General features: G+C 72.8%; 12 protein-coding genes. 6 read left to right on the top strand and 6 right to left on the bottom strand.

Translation table 11 applies throughout. The features are described 5' to 3' along the window. The first annotated feature begins 10 nt into the window (after nt 1-10). The 6 genes from QM792_RS00925 to QM792_RS00900 all read left to right on the top strand — a co-directional run bounded on the left by QM792_RS00925 (nt 11) and on the right by QM792_RS00900 (nt 8182). Nucleotides 11-2302 carry a TonB-dependent hemoglobin/transferrin/lactoferrin family receptor gene (locus QM792_RS00925; RefSeq protein ID WP_415147295.1) on the top strand — a complete coding sequence of 764 codons (2292 nt, stop codon included), beginning with the start codon at nt 11-13 and terminating at the stop codon, nt 2300-2302. Nucleotides 2303-2415: 113 nt separating this feature from the next. Further along, complete coding sequence (gene cobN / locus QM792_RS00920) at nt 2416-6387, top strand: cobaltochelatase subunit CobN (protein ID WP_415147294.1); 3972 nt, start codon at nt 2416-2418, stop codon at nt 6385-6387. Between the two features lie 46 nt (nt 6388-6433). Further along, entirely contained in the window at nt 6434-6925 is a 492-nt protein-coding gene (locus QM792_RS00915; protein ID WP_415147293.1) for a MotA/TolQ/ExbB proton channel family protein, read from the top strand. Continuing rightward, nucleotides 6925-7251, top strand: a complete 327-nt coding sequence (locus QM792_RS00910) for a DUF2149 domain-containing protein (protein ID WP_415147292.1) — start codon at nt 6925-6927, stop codon at nt 7249-7251. Before QM792_RS00915 ends, QM792_RS00910 begins: the two co-directional genes overlap by 1 nt. 41 nt (nt 7252-7292) lie before the next feature. Continuing rightward, nucleotides 7293-7532: a hypothetical protein gene (locus QM792_RS00905; RefSeq protein WP_415147291.1), complete on the top strand. Its 240-nt coding sequence runs from the start codon at nt 7293-7295 to the stop codon at nt 7530-7532. Beyond that, the gene (locus QM792_RS00900; RefSeq protein ID WP_415147290.1) at nt 7532-8182 is read left to right on the top strand and encodes a DsbA family oxidoreductase; all 651 of its coding nucleotides are present in this window, start codon (nt 7532-7534) and stop codon (nt 8180-8182) included. Before QM792_RS00905 ends, QM792_RS00900 begins: the two co-directional genes overlap by 1 nt. A 159-nt stretch (nt 8183-8341) precedes the next feature. Here QM792_RS00900 and glcF read toward each other — a convergent pair whose 3' ends face one another. The 6 genes from glcF to QM792_RS00870 all read right to left on the bottom strand — a co-directional run bounded on the left by glcF (nt 8342) and on the right by QM792_RS00870 (nt 15805). Further along, nucleotides 8342-9574 (bottom strand): glycolate oxidase subunit GlcF, encoded by a 1233-nt coding sequence (gene glcF, locus QM792_RS00895; RefSeq protein ID WP_415147289.1) that lies wholly within the window; start codon nt 9572-9574, stop codon nt 8342-8344. 7 nt (nt 9575-9581) lie between these two features. Further along, on the bottom strand, nt 9582-10676 hold the full coding sequence (gene glcE, locus QM792_RS00890) for a glycolate oxidase subunit GlcE (RefSeq protein ID WP_415147288.1): 1095 nt from the start codon (nt 10674-10676) through the stop codon (nt 9582-9584). Between the two features lie 4 nt (nt 10677-10680). Then, a complete protein-coding gene (locus QM792_RS00885) occupies nt 10681-12171 on the bottom strand; it encodes an FAD-linked oxidase C-terminal domain-containing protein (RefSeq protein WP_415147287.1) in 1491 nt (496 codons plus the stop codon). A gap of 12 nt (nt 12172-12183) precedes the next feature. After that, nucleotides 12184-13395 carry an FIST N-terminal domain-containing protein gene (locus QM792_RS00880; RefSeq protein ID WP_415147286.1) on the bottom strand — a complete coding sequence of 404 codons (1212 nt, stop codon included), beginning with the start codon at nt 13393-13395 and terminating at the stop codon, nt 12184-12186. Then, a complete protein-coding gene (locus tag QM792_RS00875; RefSeq protein ID WP_415147285.1) occupies nt 13392-14054 on the bottom strand; it encodes a PhaM family polyhydroxyalkanoate granule multifunctional regulatory protein in 663 nt (220 codons plus the stop codon). The genes QM792_RS00880 and QM792_RS00875 overlap by 4 nt, the downstream gene beginning before the upstream one ends. A gap of 62 nt (nt 14055-14116) precedes the next feature. Then, nucleotides 14117-15805 (bottom strand): TraB/GumN family protein, encoded by a 1689-nt coding sequence (locus QM792_RS00870; protein ID WP_415147284.1) that lies wholly within the window; start codon nt 15803-15805, stop codon nt 14117-14119.

Here is a 15805-nt window from a genome sequence, read left to right as displayed (position 1 = left end):
GAGAACCAGCATGTCCCAGCGCCGAGGCGCCCGCCGTCCCGCTCTCACCCCGCTCAGCCTCGCGCTGGCCGCCGCCTGCGGCGCCGCGCAGGCGCAGCAGCAAGCCGGCACCGAACCGCTGCTGCCCAAGGTGACGGTGTCGTCCACCCGCATCGAGGCGCCCGAGGACGAGGTGCCCGCCACCGTCACGTCCAAGACCGCGCAGGAGATCGAGCGCGGCCAGGCGCGCGACCTGAAGTCGCTGCTCGCCGACGAGCCCGGCATCTCGGTGCGCTTCCAGCCCTCGCGCATGTCGGCGGTGTTCGGCGCCACCGGGCGTGGCGGCAACGAGGGCATCAACGTGCGCGGCCTGGAAGGCAACCAGATCCTGCTGCAGGTCGACGGCGTGCGCCTGCCGATGATGTACGAGAGCGGCCCCTACGTCGCCGGCCGCGGCGACTACATCGACGTCGAGGCCTTCAAGCGCGTCGAGCTGCTGCGCGGGCCCTCGTCGGCCTCGTACGGCTCCGACGGCCTGGCCGGCGCGGTGAGCTTCCTGACCAAGGACCCGTCCGACCTGCTGACGCTGGGCAAGCCCTGGCAGGGCGCCGTCAAGCTGGGCTACGCCTCGGCCGACAAGTCGTGGGTGGCGGTGCCGTCGTTCGCGCTGCGCGAAGGCGCCTGGGAGGCGATGCTGCTGGCCAGCGTGCGCCGCGGCCACGAGATCGACAACCGCGGCGACCGCGACACCGGCAACTGGCAGTCCACCGTGCCGAACCCGCAGGACCGCGGCAGCGAGTACGTGCTCGGCAAGGCGATCTACAAGCTCGACGCGGCCAACCGGTTCAAGCTGACGCTCGAACACCTCGATCGCCGCGTCGACACCGACATCCGCACCGTGATCGGCATGCCCTTCGTCAACGCCAACGTGACCGACGCCAAGGCGCGCGAGGACGTCACGCGCACGATGGGCAAGCTCGACTGGCAGTACAGCGACAACGCCAACCCCTGGGTGCAGCGCTTCTCGGCCTGGGTCTACGGCCAGGACACCGAGAACCAGCAGTTCGGCCAGGAGCGCTACAACAGCCCGCCGGCCGCGTGGGCGCGGCGCGTGCGCGACACCACCTACGGCGAGCGCACGCTGGGCCTGGGCTTCCAGGGCGAGACCAACCTCGGCAGCGAGATCTCGCACCGCCTGCTGTGGGGCATGGACTACTCCAGCGCCAAGATCACCTCGTTGAAGGACGGCGCGCACTACGACGCCGCCGGCAACCTGATCACCACCGGCTCGGCCAGCGCGTCGACCTCGCTGCCGAACCAGAGCTTCCCCGACTCCGACTACCGCCTGCTCGGCGCCTTCGTGCAGGACGAGATCGCGATCGGCGACTGGCGCATCACGCCGGCGCTGCGCGTGGACCGCTTCGAGATCGACCCCGAGATCGGCAACCCGCTGTACACGCGCAACAACGGCGTCACGCCGTCCAAGCTGTCGGGCGACGCCGTCTCGCCGCGCATCGGCGTGGTGTGGCAGGCGCTGCCGCTGCTGCAGCCGTATGCGCAGCTCGCGCGCGGCTTCCGCTCGCCGACGCCGTGGCAGATCAACGGCGGCGTCAGCAACACCGGCGCCAACCCGCCGTACCGCAGCATCGGCAACCCCGACCTGAAACCCGAGCGCAGCACCTCGTTCGAGCTGGGCCTGCGCGGGCGCGAAGGGCCGCTGCGCTGGGGCGTGGCGGTCTACAAGTCGCGCTACCGCGACTTCATCGTCGGCGACACCGACGTGACCGCCACCACCACGGTGCCGCTCGATCCGGGCATGGCGCCCAACACGCGCACCTTCCAGTCGATCAACGCGGCGCGCGCCGAGATCCAGGGCTATGAGCTGATGGCCGAATACGGCTTCGCGCCGGGCTGGTCGGTGGAAGCGCGCTACGCCCACGCCAAGGGCGACCGCTGGGATGCCGACGGCAGCAAGGGCGCGCTGTCGACCATCGAGCCCGACAAGGGCACGCTGACGCTGCGCTACGATCGCAAGGGCGCCTTCGGCGGCGAATTCACGCTGACCGGACAGAAGAGCCAGCGCCGGCCGCACGCGCCCAACCTGTACATCCCGAAGGGTTACGTGGTGGCCGACATCGCGGGCTGGTGGGACATCACCAAGCAATGGCAGCTCAACCTGGCGATCAACAACCTGGCCGACGTGAAGTACGCGAACTGGGCCGACCTGCGCGGGCTCAGCGCGACGCCGGCCAACCTGGCCATCGTCGACGCCTACACGCAGCCGGGCCGCAACGTGGCGATCAGCGCGCGATATCAGTTCTGATGACGTCCCCCCCCGGAAACGCCTTCGGCGTCTCCCCCCCAGGGGGGCGCCGCTGGTGGACCGGCCGGGCCGGATCCACGGCGGCTGCTTGGTGGCGGGCTTTGTTCGTGGCGATGCTGGCCTTGCTGGCCTGGGGGTGGGCGTTCTCGGCGCGCGCCGAGGGCGTGCTGGTGATCACCACCAGCCCGTCGCCGCCGGGGCGCTTCGTCGCGCTGGAGCAGGCGGCGCGTGCGCAGGGTTTGCCGCTGCGCGCGCGCTTCGTCGAGAAGATCCCGGCCGACGAGCTGAATGCCTCGTTGTGGCAAGGTGCCGGGCTGGTGCTGATCGACGCGCCCCGCCAGCACATCGAGGACTACGTGCGCGACAAGCTCGGCGCCGCGCTGCCGGCGCTGGAGCGTGTGCCGCACGTCTGGCTGCCCACCGCCGCGCCCAAGCCGGGCGGCGGCGTCGACCCGGCCTATGCCGCGCGGCTGCACGGCTACTTCGTGCAGGGCGGCGCGCGCAACAGTGAATGGCTGCTGCGCGCGCTGGCGGCGCGCAGCGATGCGGCGGCTTGGCGCGCGCTGCCCGAGCCGCAGGTGTTCCCGGCCTCGGCGATCTACCACCCCAAGCTCGAACAGCTCGTCGCGGCCACGCCGCGCGAGTACTTCGCGGCGCGCGGCGTCGACCCGGCGCGGCGTCCGCCCACCGTGGCGATCGCCTTCCACCAGGGCAGCATCGCCTCGGGCCAGACCGCCGTGCTCGACGACCTGATCGCGCGCCTCGAAGCCGGCGGCGCGCTCGCGCTGCCCTTCTACAGCCCGGTGATGGCGCCGGACGCGGTGCGCAGCATGGTCACGCTCGACGGCGCCCCGGTGGCCGACGCGATCATCAACACCCAGATCACGCTCAACCCCGAGGGCCGGCGCAAGGAGTTCGAGGCGCTCGGCCTGCCGGTGATCCAGGCGATGGCGTGGCGGCGCGGCAGCGAGCAGCAGTGGGCCGCCGATCCGCACGGCATCCCGCTGATCGACGTGCCCTTCTACCTGGCGCAGGCCGAGTACACCGGCATCGCCGACATCCAGGTGGCCATGGCCACGCACCCCGGCGACGAGCAGCTCGTGCCGATCGCGCCGCAAGCCGCCGCGGTCGCGACCAAGGCGCTGAACCTGGTGAAGCTGCAACGCAAGCCGGAAGCCGACAAGCGCGTGGCGATCTTCTTCTGGAACTACCCGGCCGGCGAGAAGAACCTCTCGGCCAGCTTCATGAACCTGCCGCGCAGCCTCTCGGGCACGCTGACGGCATTGCAGGGCGCCGGCTACCGCACCGAAGCCCTCGACGAAAAACCGCTCACCGAAAAACTGCAACGCCTGCTCGCGCCCGGCTACCGTCCGCCGGAAGACCGCGAGGTGCTGCGCGTGCTGCTGCGCGACGGCCTGGCCGACAAGCTGCCGGTGAGCGCCTACCGCCAGTGGCTGCGCACGCTGCCCGCGACTGTGCAGGCCTCGCTGCTGCAACGCTGGGGCGAGCCCGAGCGTTCGGCGATGGTGCTGGGTGATCCCACCGAGCCCTACTTCGTGATTCCGCGCCTGCAGCTCGGCCAGGTCACGCTGCTGCCGCAGCCCGGCCGCGACGAGCGGGGCAGCGACCGCGAGAAGGCGCTCTACCACTCGATGAGCGCGGTGCCCACGCACTACTACATGGCGGTCTACCTGTGGGCGCGCCAGCAGTTCGGCGCCGACGCGCTGGTGCACTTCGGCACCCACGGCACGCAGGAGTGGCTGCCGGGCAAGGAGCGTGGCCTCTCGGTGCACGACTGGCCGATGCTGGCGGTCGGCGACGTGCCGGTGCTGTACCCGTACATCGTCGACAACATCGGCGAGTCGACGCAGGCCAAGCGGCGCGGCCGCGCCGTGATCATCAGCCACCAGACGCCGCCGCTGACGCCCGCCGGGCTGCACGACCGCCTGACCAGGATCCACGACCTGCTGCACCAGTGGCTGGCGCAGGACGCCGGCGGCGTGAAGGAGCAGTTGCGCGCCGAGTTCCTCGACGGCGTGCGCAAGGAGCGCATCCACCTCGACATGGGCTGGAGCGACGAGCGCATCGCGCGCGAGTTCGACACCTTCGTCGCCGCGGTGCACGACCACCTGCACGAGCTGGCGCTGACCGCGCAGCCGATGGGCCTGCACACCTTCGGCCGCGGCGCGGACGAGAAGTGGCGCATCGCCCAGGTGCTGACCATGCTCGGCAAGGCGTTCTGGGAAGGCGTGGCCGACCCCGGCAACCCGCTGGAGGAGAACGACGAGCTGATGGTGGCCGACTACAGCAAGCTCGCCGAGACCAAGCCCTACCGCCTGCTGGCGGCCTACCTGAAGGACGGCAGCGAGCCGCCGCACATGACGCCGGCCGCGCGCGAGCGGCTGCCGCAGGCGCGCAAGTGGTACGACGATCTCGGCGCGGCCCACGAGATGCGCGCGCTGCTGGCCGGGCTGGACGGGCGCTACATCCCCACCAGCTACGGCGGCGACCCGATCAAGAACCCCGACGCGCTGCCCACCGGGCGCAACATGTACGGCTTCGACCCGAGCCGGGTGCCGACCAAGGCGGCATGGGAGGCCGGCAAGCAGGCGCTCGACCAGTTGCTCGCCGCGCACCGCGACAAGACCGGCCGCGCGCCGCGCAAGCTGACCTTCACGCTGTGGTCGGTGGAGACCATGCGCCACTTCGGCCTGCTGGAAGCGCAGGCGCTGTGGGCGATGGGCGTCGAGCCGGTGTGGGACCAGGGCGGGCGCGTCGGCGGCGTCAAGCTGATCCCGCGCGAGCAGCTCGGCCGGCCGCGCGTCGACGTGGTGCTGTCGGCCACCGGGCTGTACCGCGACCACTTCCCCAACGTGATGAAGCAGCTCGCCGAGGCGGCGCGCCTGGCCTCCGAGGCCGGCGGCGAGGCCGACAACCCGGTGGCCGCGAACGCGCAGCGCATCGCGCGCAAGCTCGTGGCCAGCGGCGTGCCGGAAGCGCAGGCGAGGGCGGCCGGCGCGACGCGCATCTTCTCCAGCGAGTCGGGCCGCTACGGTACCGGGCTGGACGACGCGGCGCTGGCCACCGACACCTGGAAGACGCAGGCCGAGGGCGACCGCAAGCTCGCCGAGCTGTACCTCTCGCGCATGCAGTACGCCTACGGGCCGGACGAATCCACCTGGGGCCAGGCCGGCGCCAAGGGCGCGGGCAAGCTCAACCTGTACGCCGAGCACCTGCGCGGCACCGAGGCGGCCGTGCTGGCGCGCACCAGCAACCTGTACGGCATGCTGACCACCGACGACCCCTTCCAGTACCTCGGCGGCATCGGCCTGGCGGTGCGGCACCTCGACGGCAAGGCGCCCGAGCTGTACATCAGCAACCTGCGCGGCGCCGGCGGCGGCAAGGTCGAAGGCGCGGCGGGTTTTCTCGCCAAGGAGCTGGCGACGCGCAACTTCCACCCCGGCCACATCCAGGGCCTGATGGCCGAGGGCTACAGCGGCACCTTGCAGGTGCTCGACGGCATCAACAACTTCGCCGGCTGGCAGAGCGTGGCGCGCGAGGTGGTGCGCGGCGACCAGTGGCAGGAGTTCATGGACGTCTACGTGCGCGACAAGCACCAGCTCGGCCTGAAGCAGTGGTTCGAGGCGAACAACCCGCACGCGCTGGCGCAGAGCATCGAGCGCATGCTCGAAGCGGCGCGCCTGAAGCAGTGGGACGCCGACCCGAAGAGCGTGGCCGAGCTGAAGGCGCGCTACAACGAGCTGGCGCAGCGCTACCAGGTGCGCAGCGAGAACGCCGCGTTCCGCGCGTTCGTCGCGCCCGGCTTCGGGCTGGCGGCGCCCGTGCCTGCACCCGCACCGGCCGCCGCGCCCGCCGCAGCCGCCGAGGCCGCGCCGCCCGAGCTCGCGCCGCCGCCACCCCCGCCCGCGCCGCCGCCGGTGCAGGGCATCAAGCTCGAGCGCGTGGCCGAGGCCGTCGCGCCCGCGCTGGACCTGCTCGCCGCGCTGGCCGCGCTGCTGCTGCTCGCGCTGGCCACCGCCGGCGGCGCGTGGCGCGGCAGCCGCGCCGACCGCGTCGCGGCCTGATCCTTTCCTTTCTTCTTCCTTCCCGCCCAGCCCCAAGCCAAGCACCATGTCTTCCGTCCTCGAAACCACCATGTACACCGTGGCGCAGTTGTTCCTGCTGCCCACGCTGCTGCTGATCGCCGCGCTGTTCCTCTACGCCTTCTGGGTGCTGGGCGAATTCGTGATGCTGGCGCTGCGCCGCCGCGGCGGCGCCGGCCGGCCGCTGGTGGCCGCGCACCGCGCCGCCGGCCCGGCCGGGCTGAGCGAGGACGAACTCGACCTGCGCGCGCACAAGCTGATGGAAGGCCCGCGCATCGCCAGCCGCGTGACGCCGCTGCTCGGCCTGGTCGCGACGATGATCCCGATGGGGCCGGCGCTCAAGGGCCTGTCCGACGGCAACCTCGCGCAGGTGTCGAGCAACCTGACGGTGGCGTTCTCGGCGGTGATCCTGGCGCTGATCGCCGCGGCGATCACGTTCTGGGTAGCCAATGTTCGGCGGCGCTGGCTGGCCGAGGAGATGCTGGAGATCGCGCGCAGCCGTTCGCAAGGAGCGGCGTGATGGCACTGCGGCTCTTGCACGAACCGGAATCCGACGACCCGATCCTGTCGGTGGTGAACCTGATCGACATCTTCCTCGTCGTGATCGCCGCGCTCTTGATCACCGTGGCGCAGAACCCGCTGCTCAGCCCCTTCGCGCAGCGCGACGTGACGGTGATCACCGACCCCGGCAAGCCGAACATGGAGATCGTCGTCAAGAAGGGCGAGAAGATCGAGCGCTACAAGTCCAGCGGCGCGATCGGCTCGGGCGACGGCGAGAAGGCCGGCGTGGCCTATCGCATGAAAGACGGCTCGATCGTCTACGTGCCGGAGAGCGGCACGAACTGAGTGCGGCGTCTATCATGGGCCTTCCGAGAAGAGGCCCACCCGTGAAGACCTACGACATCGAGATCCAGCGCCTCACGTCGGCGCGCCACGACAAGGGCGTGATCGTGCTCGGCGCCGAGCTGCTGGTGCAGCCGCGCGCGCCGCGCGACGAGGGCGCGGGCGGCGGCAGCGCGATCCACCTGCCGGTGGAGCATGCGCGCACGCTGGCGATCCTGCTCAAGCAGCAGCTCGCCGAGCTCGACAAGCTGCAGCCGCGCAGCCGGCGTTCGGGGCGCTGCTGATGAAAACGCTGAGCATCGACTTCGTCTCCGACGTCGTCTGCCCCTGGTGCGCGATCGGCTTGTCGTCTCTCGAGATCGCGCTGAAGAAGCTCGAAGGCGAGGTGGCGGTCGAGCTGCGCTTTCGCCCCTTCGAGCTGCACCCCGACATGGGGCCGGAAGGCGCGGAGGTGCTTCCTTACCTCGCGAAGAAGTACGGCATGAGCGCCGCGCAGGTCGAGCACAACCAGCGCCAGATCGCCGAGCGCGGCGCGGCGGTGGGCTTCGAGTTCCGCATGGACAGGCGCGGCCGCACCTGGAACACCTTCGCCGCGCACCGCCTGCTGCACTGGGCCGGCGAGGTCGGCGCGTTGCAGCAGCGCGCCTTGAAGCAGGCGCTGCTCGCGGCGCATTTCACCGAGGGCGAGAACCCCGGCGCGCGCGAGGTGCTGCTGCGCTGCGCCGAACGCGCCGGGCTGGATGCGCAGCGCGCCGCCGCCGTGATCGACGGCGATGAATTCGCCGACGCGGTGCGCGCCGAGGAAACACGCTGGCGCGATGCCGGCATCACCTCCGTGCCCTCGGTGGTCGTCAACCAGCGCTGGCTGATCCAGGGCGGCCAGCCGCCCGAGCTGTTCGAGCAGTCGCTGCGCGAGATCGCGGCGCAGGTCTGAAGCGCCGTGGACACCCGTTCACCCTGAGCTTGTCGAAGGGCTTCGCGCTGCACCGAGCCCGGGCTTCGACAAGCTCAGCCTGAACGGGGTGGGCCTCAGCCTGAACGGGGTGGGTTTCAGCCTGAACGGGATGAACCCCAGCCCGAACGGGATGAGGCCTCAGCCCAGCGCTTCGTCCAGCACCTCGACCCAGTGCCGCACCGGCGTGGCGGTGCCGCTGCCCAGGTGCTGGATGCAGCCGATGTTGGCCGAGACGATCACCTCGGCCTGCAGCGGCTCGAGCTGGGCGAGCTTGCGGTCGCGCAAGCGGTGCGCCAGCTCGGGCTGCAGCACCGAGTACGTGCCGGCCGAGCCGCAGCACAGGTGCGCTTCGCTGCACGCGGTGCGCAGCTCGAAACCGAGCGCGGCCATGTGCGTCTCGACGCCGCCGCGCAGCTTCTGCGCATGCTGCAAGGTGCAGGGCGGGTGGTAGGCGAGCTTGCGCGGCCCGCGCGCGCGCAGCCTCGGCCTGAGCAGCGGCACCAGTTCGGGCAGCAGTTCGCTCAGATCCTTGGTGAGTTCGCCGATGCGCTGCGCGCGCTCGGCGTATTCGGCGTCGTGCGCCAGCGCATGGCCGTAGTCCTTCACCTGCGCGCCGCAGCCGGAGGCGTTCATCACGATCGCCTCGACCTTGCCGGCGGCGACCAGCGGCCACCAGGCGTCGACGTTGCGTCGCATGTCCGCCAGGCCCCCGGCCGCGTCGTTCAGGTGCGTACGGATCGCGCCGCAGCAGCCGGCCTCGTCGGCCACCAGCGTCTGGATGCCGGCGGCATCGAGCACGCGCGCGGTGGCGCTGTTGATGTTGGGCATCATCGCCGGCTGCACGCAGCCCATCAGCATCAGCACCTTGCGCGGGTGTTCGCGCGTCGGCCAGCGGTGCGCGCCGGCCGGCGGCGGCGCCGGCAGTTTCTCTTGCAGCGGCGCGGGCAGCAGCGGCCGCGCCCAGCGGCCGAGCTTCAGCGCGGGCGCGAACAGCGGCGAGGTCAGGCCCTCCTTGAGCAGCCAGCGCAGCACGCGCTCGCGGCGCGGGCGCTCGACGCGCCGTTCCACCACCTGGCGGCCGATCTCCACCAGGTGCCCGTACTGCACGCCCGAGGGGCAGGTGCTCTCGCAGTTGCGGCAGGTCAGGCAGCGGTCGAGGTGCAGTTGCGTGGCGCGCGTGACCGGCTTGCCTTCGAGCGCCTGCTTGATCAGGTAGATGCGGCCGCGCGGGCCGTCCAGCTCGTCGCCGAGCAATTGGTAGGTCGGGCAGGTGGCGGTGCAGAAGCCGCAGTGCACGCACTTGCGCAGGATGGCCTCGGCCTCGGCGCCTTCGCGGCTGCCCTGGAACTCGGGGGCGAGCGTGGTCTGCATCGGCGGCTCAGAGATTCGGGTAGAGCCGGCCCGGGTTGAACACGCCGGCCGGGTCGAAGGATTGTTTCAGCGCGCGGTGGATGCGCTCCAGCGGCGCGGACAGCGGCGCGAAGACGCCGGCCGACTTGTCGCCGCGGAACAGCGTCGCGTGGCCGCCGGCGCGCGCGGCCGCCTCGCGCACCAGCGCGGCCGGCGCGGCGCTGCACAGCCAGCGCTGCGCGCCGCCCCACTCCATCAGCAGCTCGCCGGGCAGGCCCAGCGGCGGCGTGGTCGGCGGCAGCGACAGGCGCCACAGCCGCGCGCCGCCGTCCACCGCGGCGGTGGCCTTGGCGAAGAACTCGTCGTCGTGGTGGCGCAGGCCCTCCCAGAAGGGCGCGGCGTGCGCCGGCTCGATCAGCTCGCCGCCCAGCGTGTCGATGGCCGCGTTCACCGCCGCCAGCGCGCCGCGCAGGCGCAGCACCAGCGTGCCGTCCCACCACGCGCTGGCGTTCAGCGGCAGCGGCCGGCCGCCCCATTCGTTGAGGCGGCGGATCGCCTGCGCCTCGTCCATCGAGAAGCGCAGCGTCGCGGTGGCCGGCGCCACCGGCAGCACCTTCAGCGAGACCTCGAGGATCACGCCCAGCGTGCCCAGCGAGCCGGCGAGCAGGCGCGAGACGTCGTAGCCGGCCACGTTCTTCATCACCTGGCCGCCGAAGCGCAGCACCTCGGCGCGGCCATTCAGCAGCGTGGCGCCGAGCACGTAGTCGCGCACCGCGCCGACCGCCGCGCGCGACGGACCGGACAGCCCCGCCGCGACCATGCCGCCCACCGTGCCGCCGGGCGCGAAGCGCGGCGGCTCGAAGGGCAGGCACTGGCCCTTCCCGGCCAGCGCCGCCTCCAGCTCGGCCAGCGGCGTGCCGCAGCGCGCGGTGACGACGAGCTCGGTCGGCTCGTAGCTGGAGATGCCCGCCAGCGCGCGCACGTCGAGCGGTTCGCCGGCCGGCGCCTCGCCGTAGAAGCGCTTGCTGCCGCCGCCCTGGATGCACAGCGGCGTGCGATGCGCCTGCGCGTGCCTGACGCGCTCGACGAGCGTCTGCAATGCGGGGTCGTCGCTGCGGCTCATCGTCTCAGAAGCGCGGCAGCTCGGGGAAGGGCAGCAGCCCGCGCGAGACGTGCATCTTCCCGTACTCGGCGCAGCGCTGCCGGGTCGGGATCACCTTGCCGGGGTTGAGCAGCTCGGCGGCGTCGAAGGCGCGCTTGAGCGCGGCCATCTGCTCCAGCTCGCCGGGCGAGAACTGCACGCACATCGAGCTGAGCTTCTCGACGCCCACGCCGTGCTCGCCGGTGACGGTGCCGCCCAGGCGCACGCTGGTCTCCAGGATGTCGGCGCCGAACAGCTCGCAGCGGTGCAGTTGGTCGGGGTCGTTGGCGTCGAACAGGATCAGCGGGTGCAGGTTGCCGTCGCCGGCGTGGAAGACGTTGGCGCAGCGCAGGCCGTACTTCTTCTCCATCTGCTGGATCGCCAGCAGGATGTCGGCCAGGCGCTTGCGCGGAATGGTCGAGTCCATGCACATGTAGTCGGGGCTGATGCGGCCCGAGGCGGGAAAGGCGTTCTTGCGCCCGCTCCAGAAGCGCAGCCGCTGCGCCTCGTCCTCGCTGACCGAGATCGCCGTCGCGCCGCAGCGTTGCAGCACCTCGACCATGCGGCCGATTTCTTCTTCCACCTCCTCCGGCGTGCCGTCGCTCTCGCACAGCAGGATGGCCTCGGCCGCGAGGTCGTAGCCGGCGTGCACGAAGTCCTCGACGGCGGCCGTCATCGGCTTGTCCATCATCTCCAGCCCGGCCGGGATGATGCCGGCGGCGATCACGCCGGCCACCGCGTCGCCGGCCTTGCGCATGTCGTCGAAGCTGGCCATGATGCAGCGCGCCAGCAGCGGCCTGGGCACCAGCTTGACCGTGACCTCGGTGGCCACCGCCAGCATGCCCTCGCTGCCCACCAGCACGCCCATCAGGTCGAGGCCGGCGGCGTCCAGCGCCTCGGCGCCGAACTCGACCGGCTCGCCCTCGGCGGTGAAGCCACGCACGCGCAGCACGTTGTGCACCGTCAGGCCGTACTTCAGGCAGTGCACGCCGCCGGAGTTCTCGGCCACGTTGCCGCCGATCGTGCAGGCGATCTGGCTCGACGGGTCGGGCGCGTAGTACAGCCCGTGCGGCGCGGCGGCCTCGCTGATCGCCAGGTTGCGCACGCCGCACTGCACGCGCGCCGTGCGCGAGAGCGGGTCGATGGCGAGGATCTTGTTGAACTTGGCCAGGCTCAGCGTCACGCCCAGCCGGTGCGGCAGCGCGCCGCCCGACAGCCCGGTGCCGGCGCCGCGCGCCACCACCGGCGCGCCGAGCCGGTGGCAGGCGCGCAGCACCGCGGCCACCTGTTCCTCGGTCTCGGGCAGGGCTACCGCGAGCGGCTGCTCGCGGTAGGCGGTCAGGCCGTCGCACTCGTAGGGCGTGGTGTCCTCGCCGTGCCACAGCAGCGCATGCGCCGGCAGCACGGCGGCCAGCGCCGCCACCACCTCGGCGCGGCGCTGCGCGCGGGTTTCACGGGACTCGGGAGCGGCGTTCACGTCGGGCCTCCGTCAGCGCCTGAAGACCGTCAGCACACCGGTGTAGCCGTACACATGGTGGCGCGCGATCTCGCCGGCGGCGAAGAAGCCGGCCAGCGGCACGTCGCCCAGCGCGCGCCGCACGATCTGCAGTTCGGCCGAGGGCGCGCCGAAGTGCGGCCCGCCGCGCCCCGAGCAGCTCACGTAGACCGCGCCGGCGATGCCCGACGACTCGGCCGGCTCGCCCGCGCCGCCGGCGCGCGCCAGCGTGGCGGGCAGCGGCAGTTCGTCGGGCGACAGCTCCTCGCGGATCTCGGCGCAGATGCGCACCAGGTCGCGCCGCGCCGCCTCGGTGTGGCGCTGGCAGAAAGCGAGCATCAGGCCCTCGGGCGCCGGCTCGCCGATGGCGATGCCGCGCCGGCCGGGGTCGAGCCCGATCAGGTGGCGCACGCGCGTGTCGGGGCCGAAGGCGCCGCGCGCCGCGGCGCCTTCGCTGGCTTCGGCCGGGTCCGACACGCCGACCAGCGTCTGGCGGATGCGCGGCAGCGCCTCGCGCGGCTCGCGGCCGGCCACGCCGAGGTCGGCGAGCAGGCAGTCGAGCGCCGGCTCGCCGTCGAGCCGGGTGATCACGTTGCCGGTGGCCTCGGTGATGCGCCGCGCCCGGCCCACCGGCTGGCAGCCCTGGGTGACACGCGACACCAGCGCGACCTTGGCGTCGAAGGCGACGCCCGACAGCCCGCCTTGCAGCACGGCGTCGGCGATGTGCAGCGTGCGGCCGCGTCCCGAGGCCAGGCCGCCGAACAGGTAGCCGGTGGCGGTGCGCTCGGCCATGTCGCCCACCAGCTCGGCCAGTTCGCCGGTGGCCGGGTCGGCATGCACCTGCGCGGTGTGGGCGGCGAAGTGGCGCAGCGGCCGGGCGCCGGAGAAGACGCGGAAGTCGGACGTCGGCAGCTCGGCCATCATCACCGACAGCGCCGGCTCGTCGAAGTACTCGACGCCGCCGGCCGCCACGCCGACACCCAGCGCGCCGACCCAGGCGACGCCCGGCCAGTGGCGCTGCAGCTCGGCCAGCAGCGCCTCGGCCGCGGCGGCGTAGTGGTCGGTCAGGTAGAGCCAGCCCAGCGTCGGCTCGCAGAACTCGCGCCCGCCCTGGCCGCGGCGCTGCGCTTCGAGCTGCGACTGCACCATCGTCAGCGCGAAGCGCCAGTCGGGGTGCGTGGCGTGCCCTTGCAGGAAACGCTTCAAGGCGCGCCCTTCTTCCTGGAGATCGACTTGCGCGTGGCGGTGCGGGCGGCCGCGCCGGCGGTGCGCGCCACGGCGCCGGGCACCGCGGCGGCCTTCTTGAGCGTCTGGCCGGCGGCGTCGAAGCTCTGCTTGACCATCGTGCCGGCGAGGTTCTTGGCCGTCTCGGTGGCGCTGTCCTTCATCGCGCTGGTGGCCAGCTCGGTGAACTGCTTGGTCAGCGCGCCCCACCACTGCATCGGGTCGACCGCCTGCGCCGCCGCCGAGCCGTTGCCGGCCGCCTTCTTCGCGGCCGGCTTCTTTTTCTTCGCCGGCGCGGCGGGCCGGGCCGCCTCGGCCTCGGCCTTCGCGGCCGGCTGCGGCGGGCGCAGCGTCATCGCCTCGCGCAGGTCGTCCATCTGCACGTTCATCGTCTTCAGCGTCGACAGCGTCATGCGCTGCACCTCCAGCGCCTGGATGGTGGCGCCGAGCATGCGCGCGTTCTGCTCCAGCCAGAACTGCACGGTGCGCAGCTCCTCGATGCGCTTTTCCAGCTCCTCGGGGTTGAGCGTCGGCGCGACCCACTGGCCGATGTTGGGCAGGGCCGAGCCGGCGTTCTTGACCAGGCCCTGCAGGAAGTCGAAGCCGGGAACGAGCTTGGCGAAGGCGTTGGCATCGGCCATGGGGTCTCCTCGTGTCGGTTGTTCTGGATGGCGGTGATGGTAAGCCGCGGCCGGTGCGTGTACTAGCGCGATGCGCGCAGGTTCTCGGCGATCTCCTCGGGCACGAAGGGGTCGCTGGCGCCGGCGGCGGCGAGTTCGGCCTCCAGCGCGCGCAGCAGCGCCAGCGCCTCGTCGTGGCGGCCCAGCGCGCGCAGCTCGCGCGCCACCGCCCAGCGCGCCTTGCGCACCCGGGTCGGCGGCGCGCCGTCGCGCTCGCGCGCCGCCAGCGCGGCGTGGAACCGCGCCAGCGCCTCGTCGTGGCGGCCGGCGTCGTGCAGCACCCAGCCGAGGTTGTTCAGCAGCGAACCCTCCCAGCGCCGCGTGCGCGCATCCTGCGCGGCGCGTGCCGCGTCCAGCGCCCGGGTGGTCCATTCGAGCTGCTGCTCGGGGTCGGGCTGCACCAGCGCGACCATGTGCAGCGCGTCGACGTGCAGGAATTCGAGCCGCGCCGTGCGCGCCAGTTGCTCGGCCTGCAGGAACAGCGGCCGCGCCCTGGCCGGCTCGCCGGCCGAGCGCCAGTTTCGGCCGCGTTCGAGCAGCGTGCGCACACGCGGCTCGGCGCCGGCGCCGGCCAGTTCGGCGTCGACGCCGTCGAGCAGCCGCTGCGCCTCGTCGAAGCGCCGGCGCAGGCTCATCGTGCGCGCGACCTGCGTGCGCAGCGCGAGTTCGGCGTCGAGCGTCGGCTCCCGCGCCAGCGCGGCGCGAAAGCGTTCTTCGCTGGCGGCCGGGTCGTCGAAGTCCCACAACGATTCGATGTCGGGCGCGGGCGCCTCCAGCGCGATGCGCTCGACGCGGTAGCCGCGCTGCGCCATCAGCGCCGGCAGCCCGCGCGGGCCGATCAGGTGCAGGCTGCCGACGGCGGCGAACACCGTGCGCCCGCCGCGGTGCAGCGCATCCAGGCGCGCGGCCATCGCCGGATGGCGCGCGTCGAGCAGGCGGCGCAGCGCTGCCGCCTCGGCCGGTGTGTTGCGGCACTCGCACCATTCGGCATGGCGTTCGAGCCGTGCGTGGTCGCCGCTGGCCCAGGTGCGCGCCGTCAGGCCGAGCAGGGCCTGCGCACGGCCGCTGTCCAGTTCGTCGAGCGCGCCCTTCACCAGCGCCGCCAGCTCGGCGCGCGAGCCGGCGCCGAGGGCGCGCAACTGGTCGTCGGCGCTCTCCAGCGCCAGCACCGGCTTGCCCTCGCGGCGCGCCAGCGCGGCCAGCGCGGCGTCGATGCCGTAGTCGGGCTCCAGGCCGAGGCGGCGCCCGGCCAGCATGGACAGCGCGGCCACCTGGAATTCGGGCTTGAGCGGCGCGATCGCCGACGCCGGCGCGCACTCCAGCCGCGCGCGCCGCTCGATGCGCGCGCGCAGCTCGCCGGCCAGCGCCTCGCCCGGCCGCGCCGCGGCGCCGGCGGCCAGGCGCTTCTGCGTGTCGGCGTCGAGCAGGTCGAGTTCGAGCGCCAGCAGCTCGCTGCGCTCGAAGGCCTCGCGCACGCGCGGGCCGGGAAACAGCCACGCCAGCCGCGCCAGGTGCACGGTGCCGTACAGCCACGAGCTGCGGCCGTCCTTGTCGAGCCGCCACAGGAAGCCGCGGTCGCGCGCCTGCTGCTGCGCCTGCGCCAGCGCCTCGGCCGAGGGCGGCGCGAGCGGCGGCGGGCAGTCGGCCTGCGCGACGGCGAGCAGGGGCCGCCCGGCGAGCAGCAGGGCGATCAGGCAGCGGCGCAGTGTCAT

Origin of the sequence: Piscinibacter sp., assembly GCF_047600445.1 — a bacterium.
Lineage (GTDB): Bacteria > Pseudomonadota > Gammaproteobacteria > Burkholderiales > Burkholderiaceae_C > Piscinibacter.
This window is presented reverse-complemented; position numbering and strand designations above follow the sequence as displayed.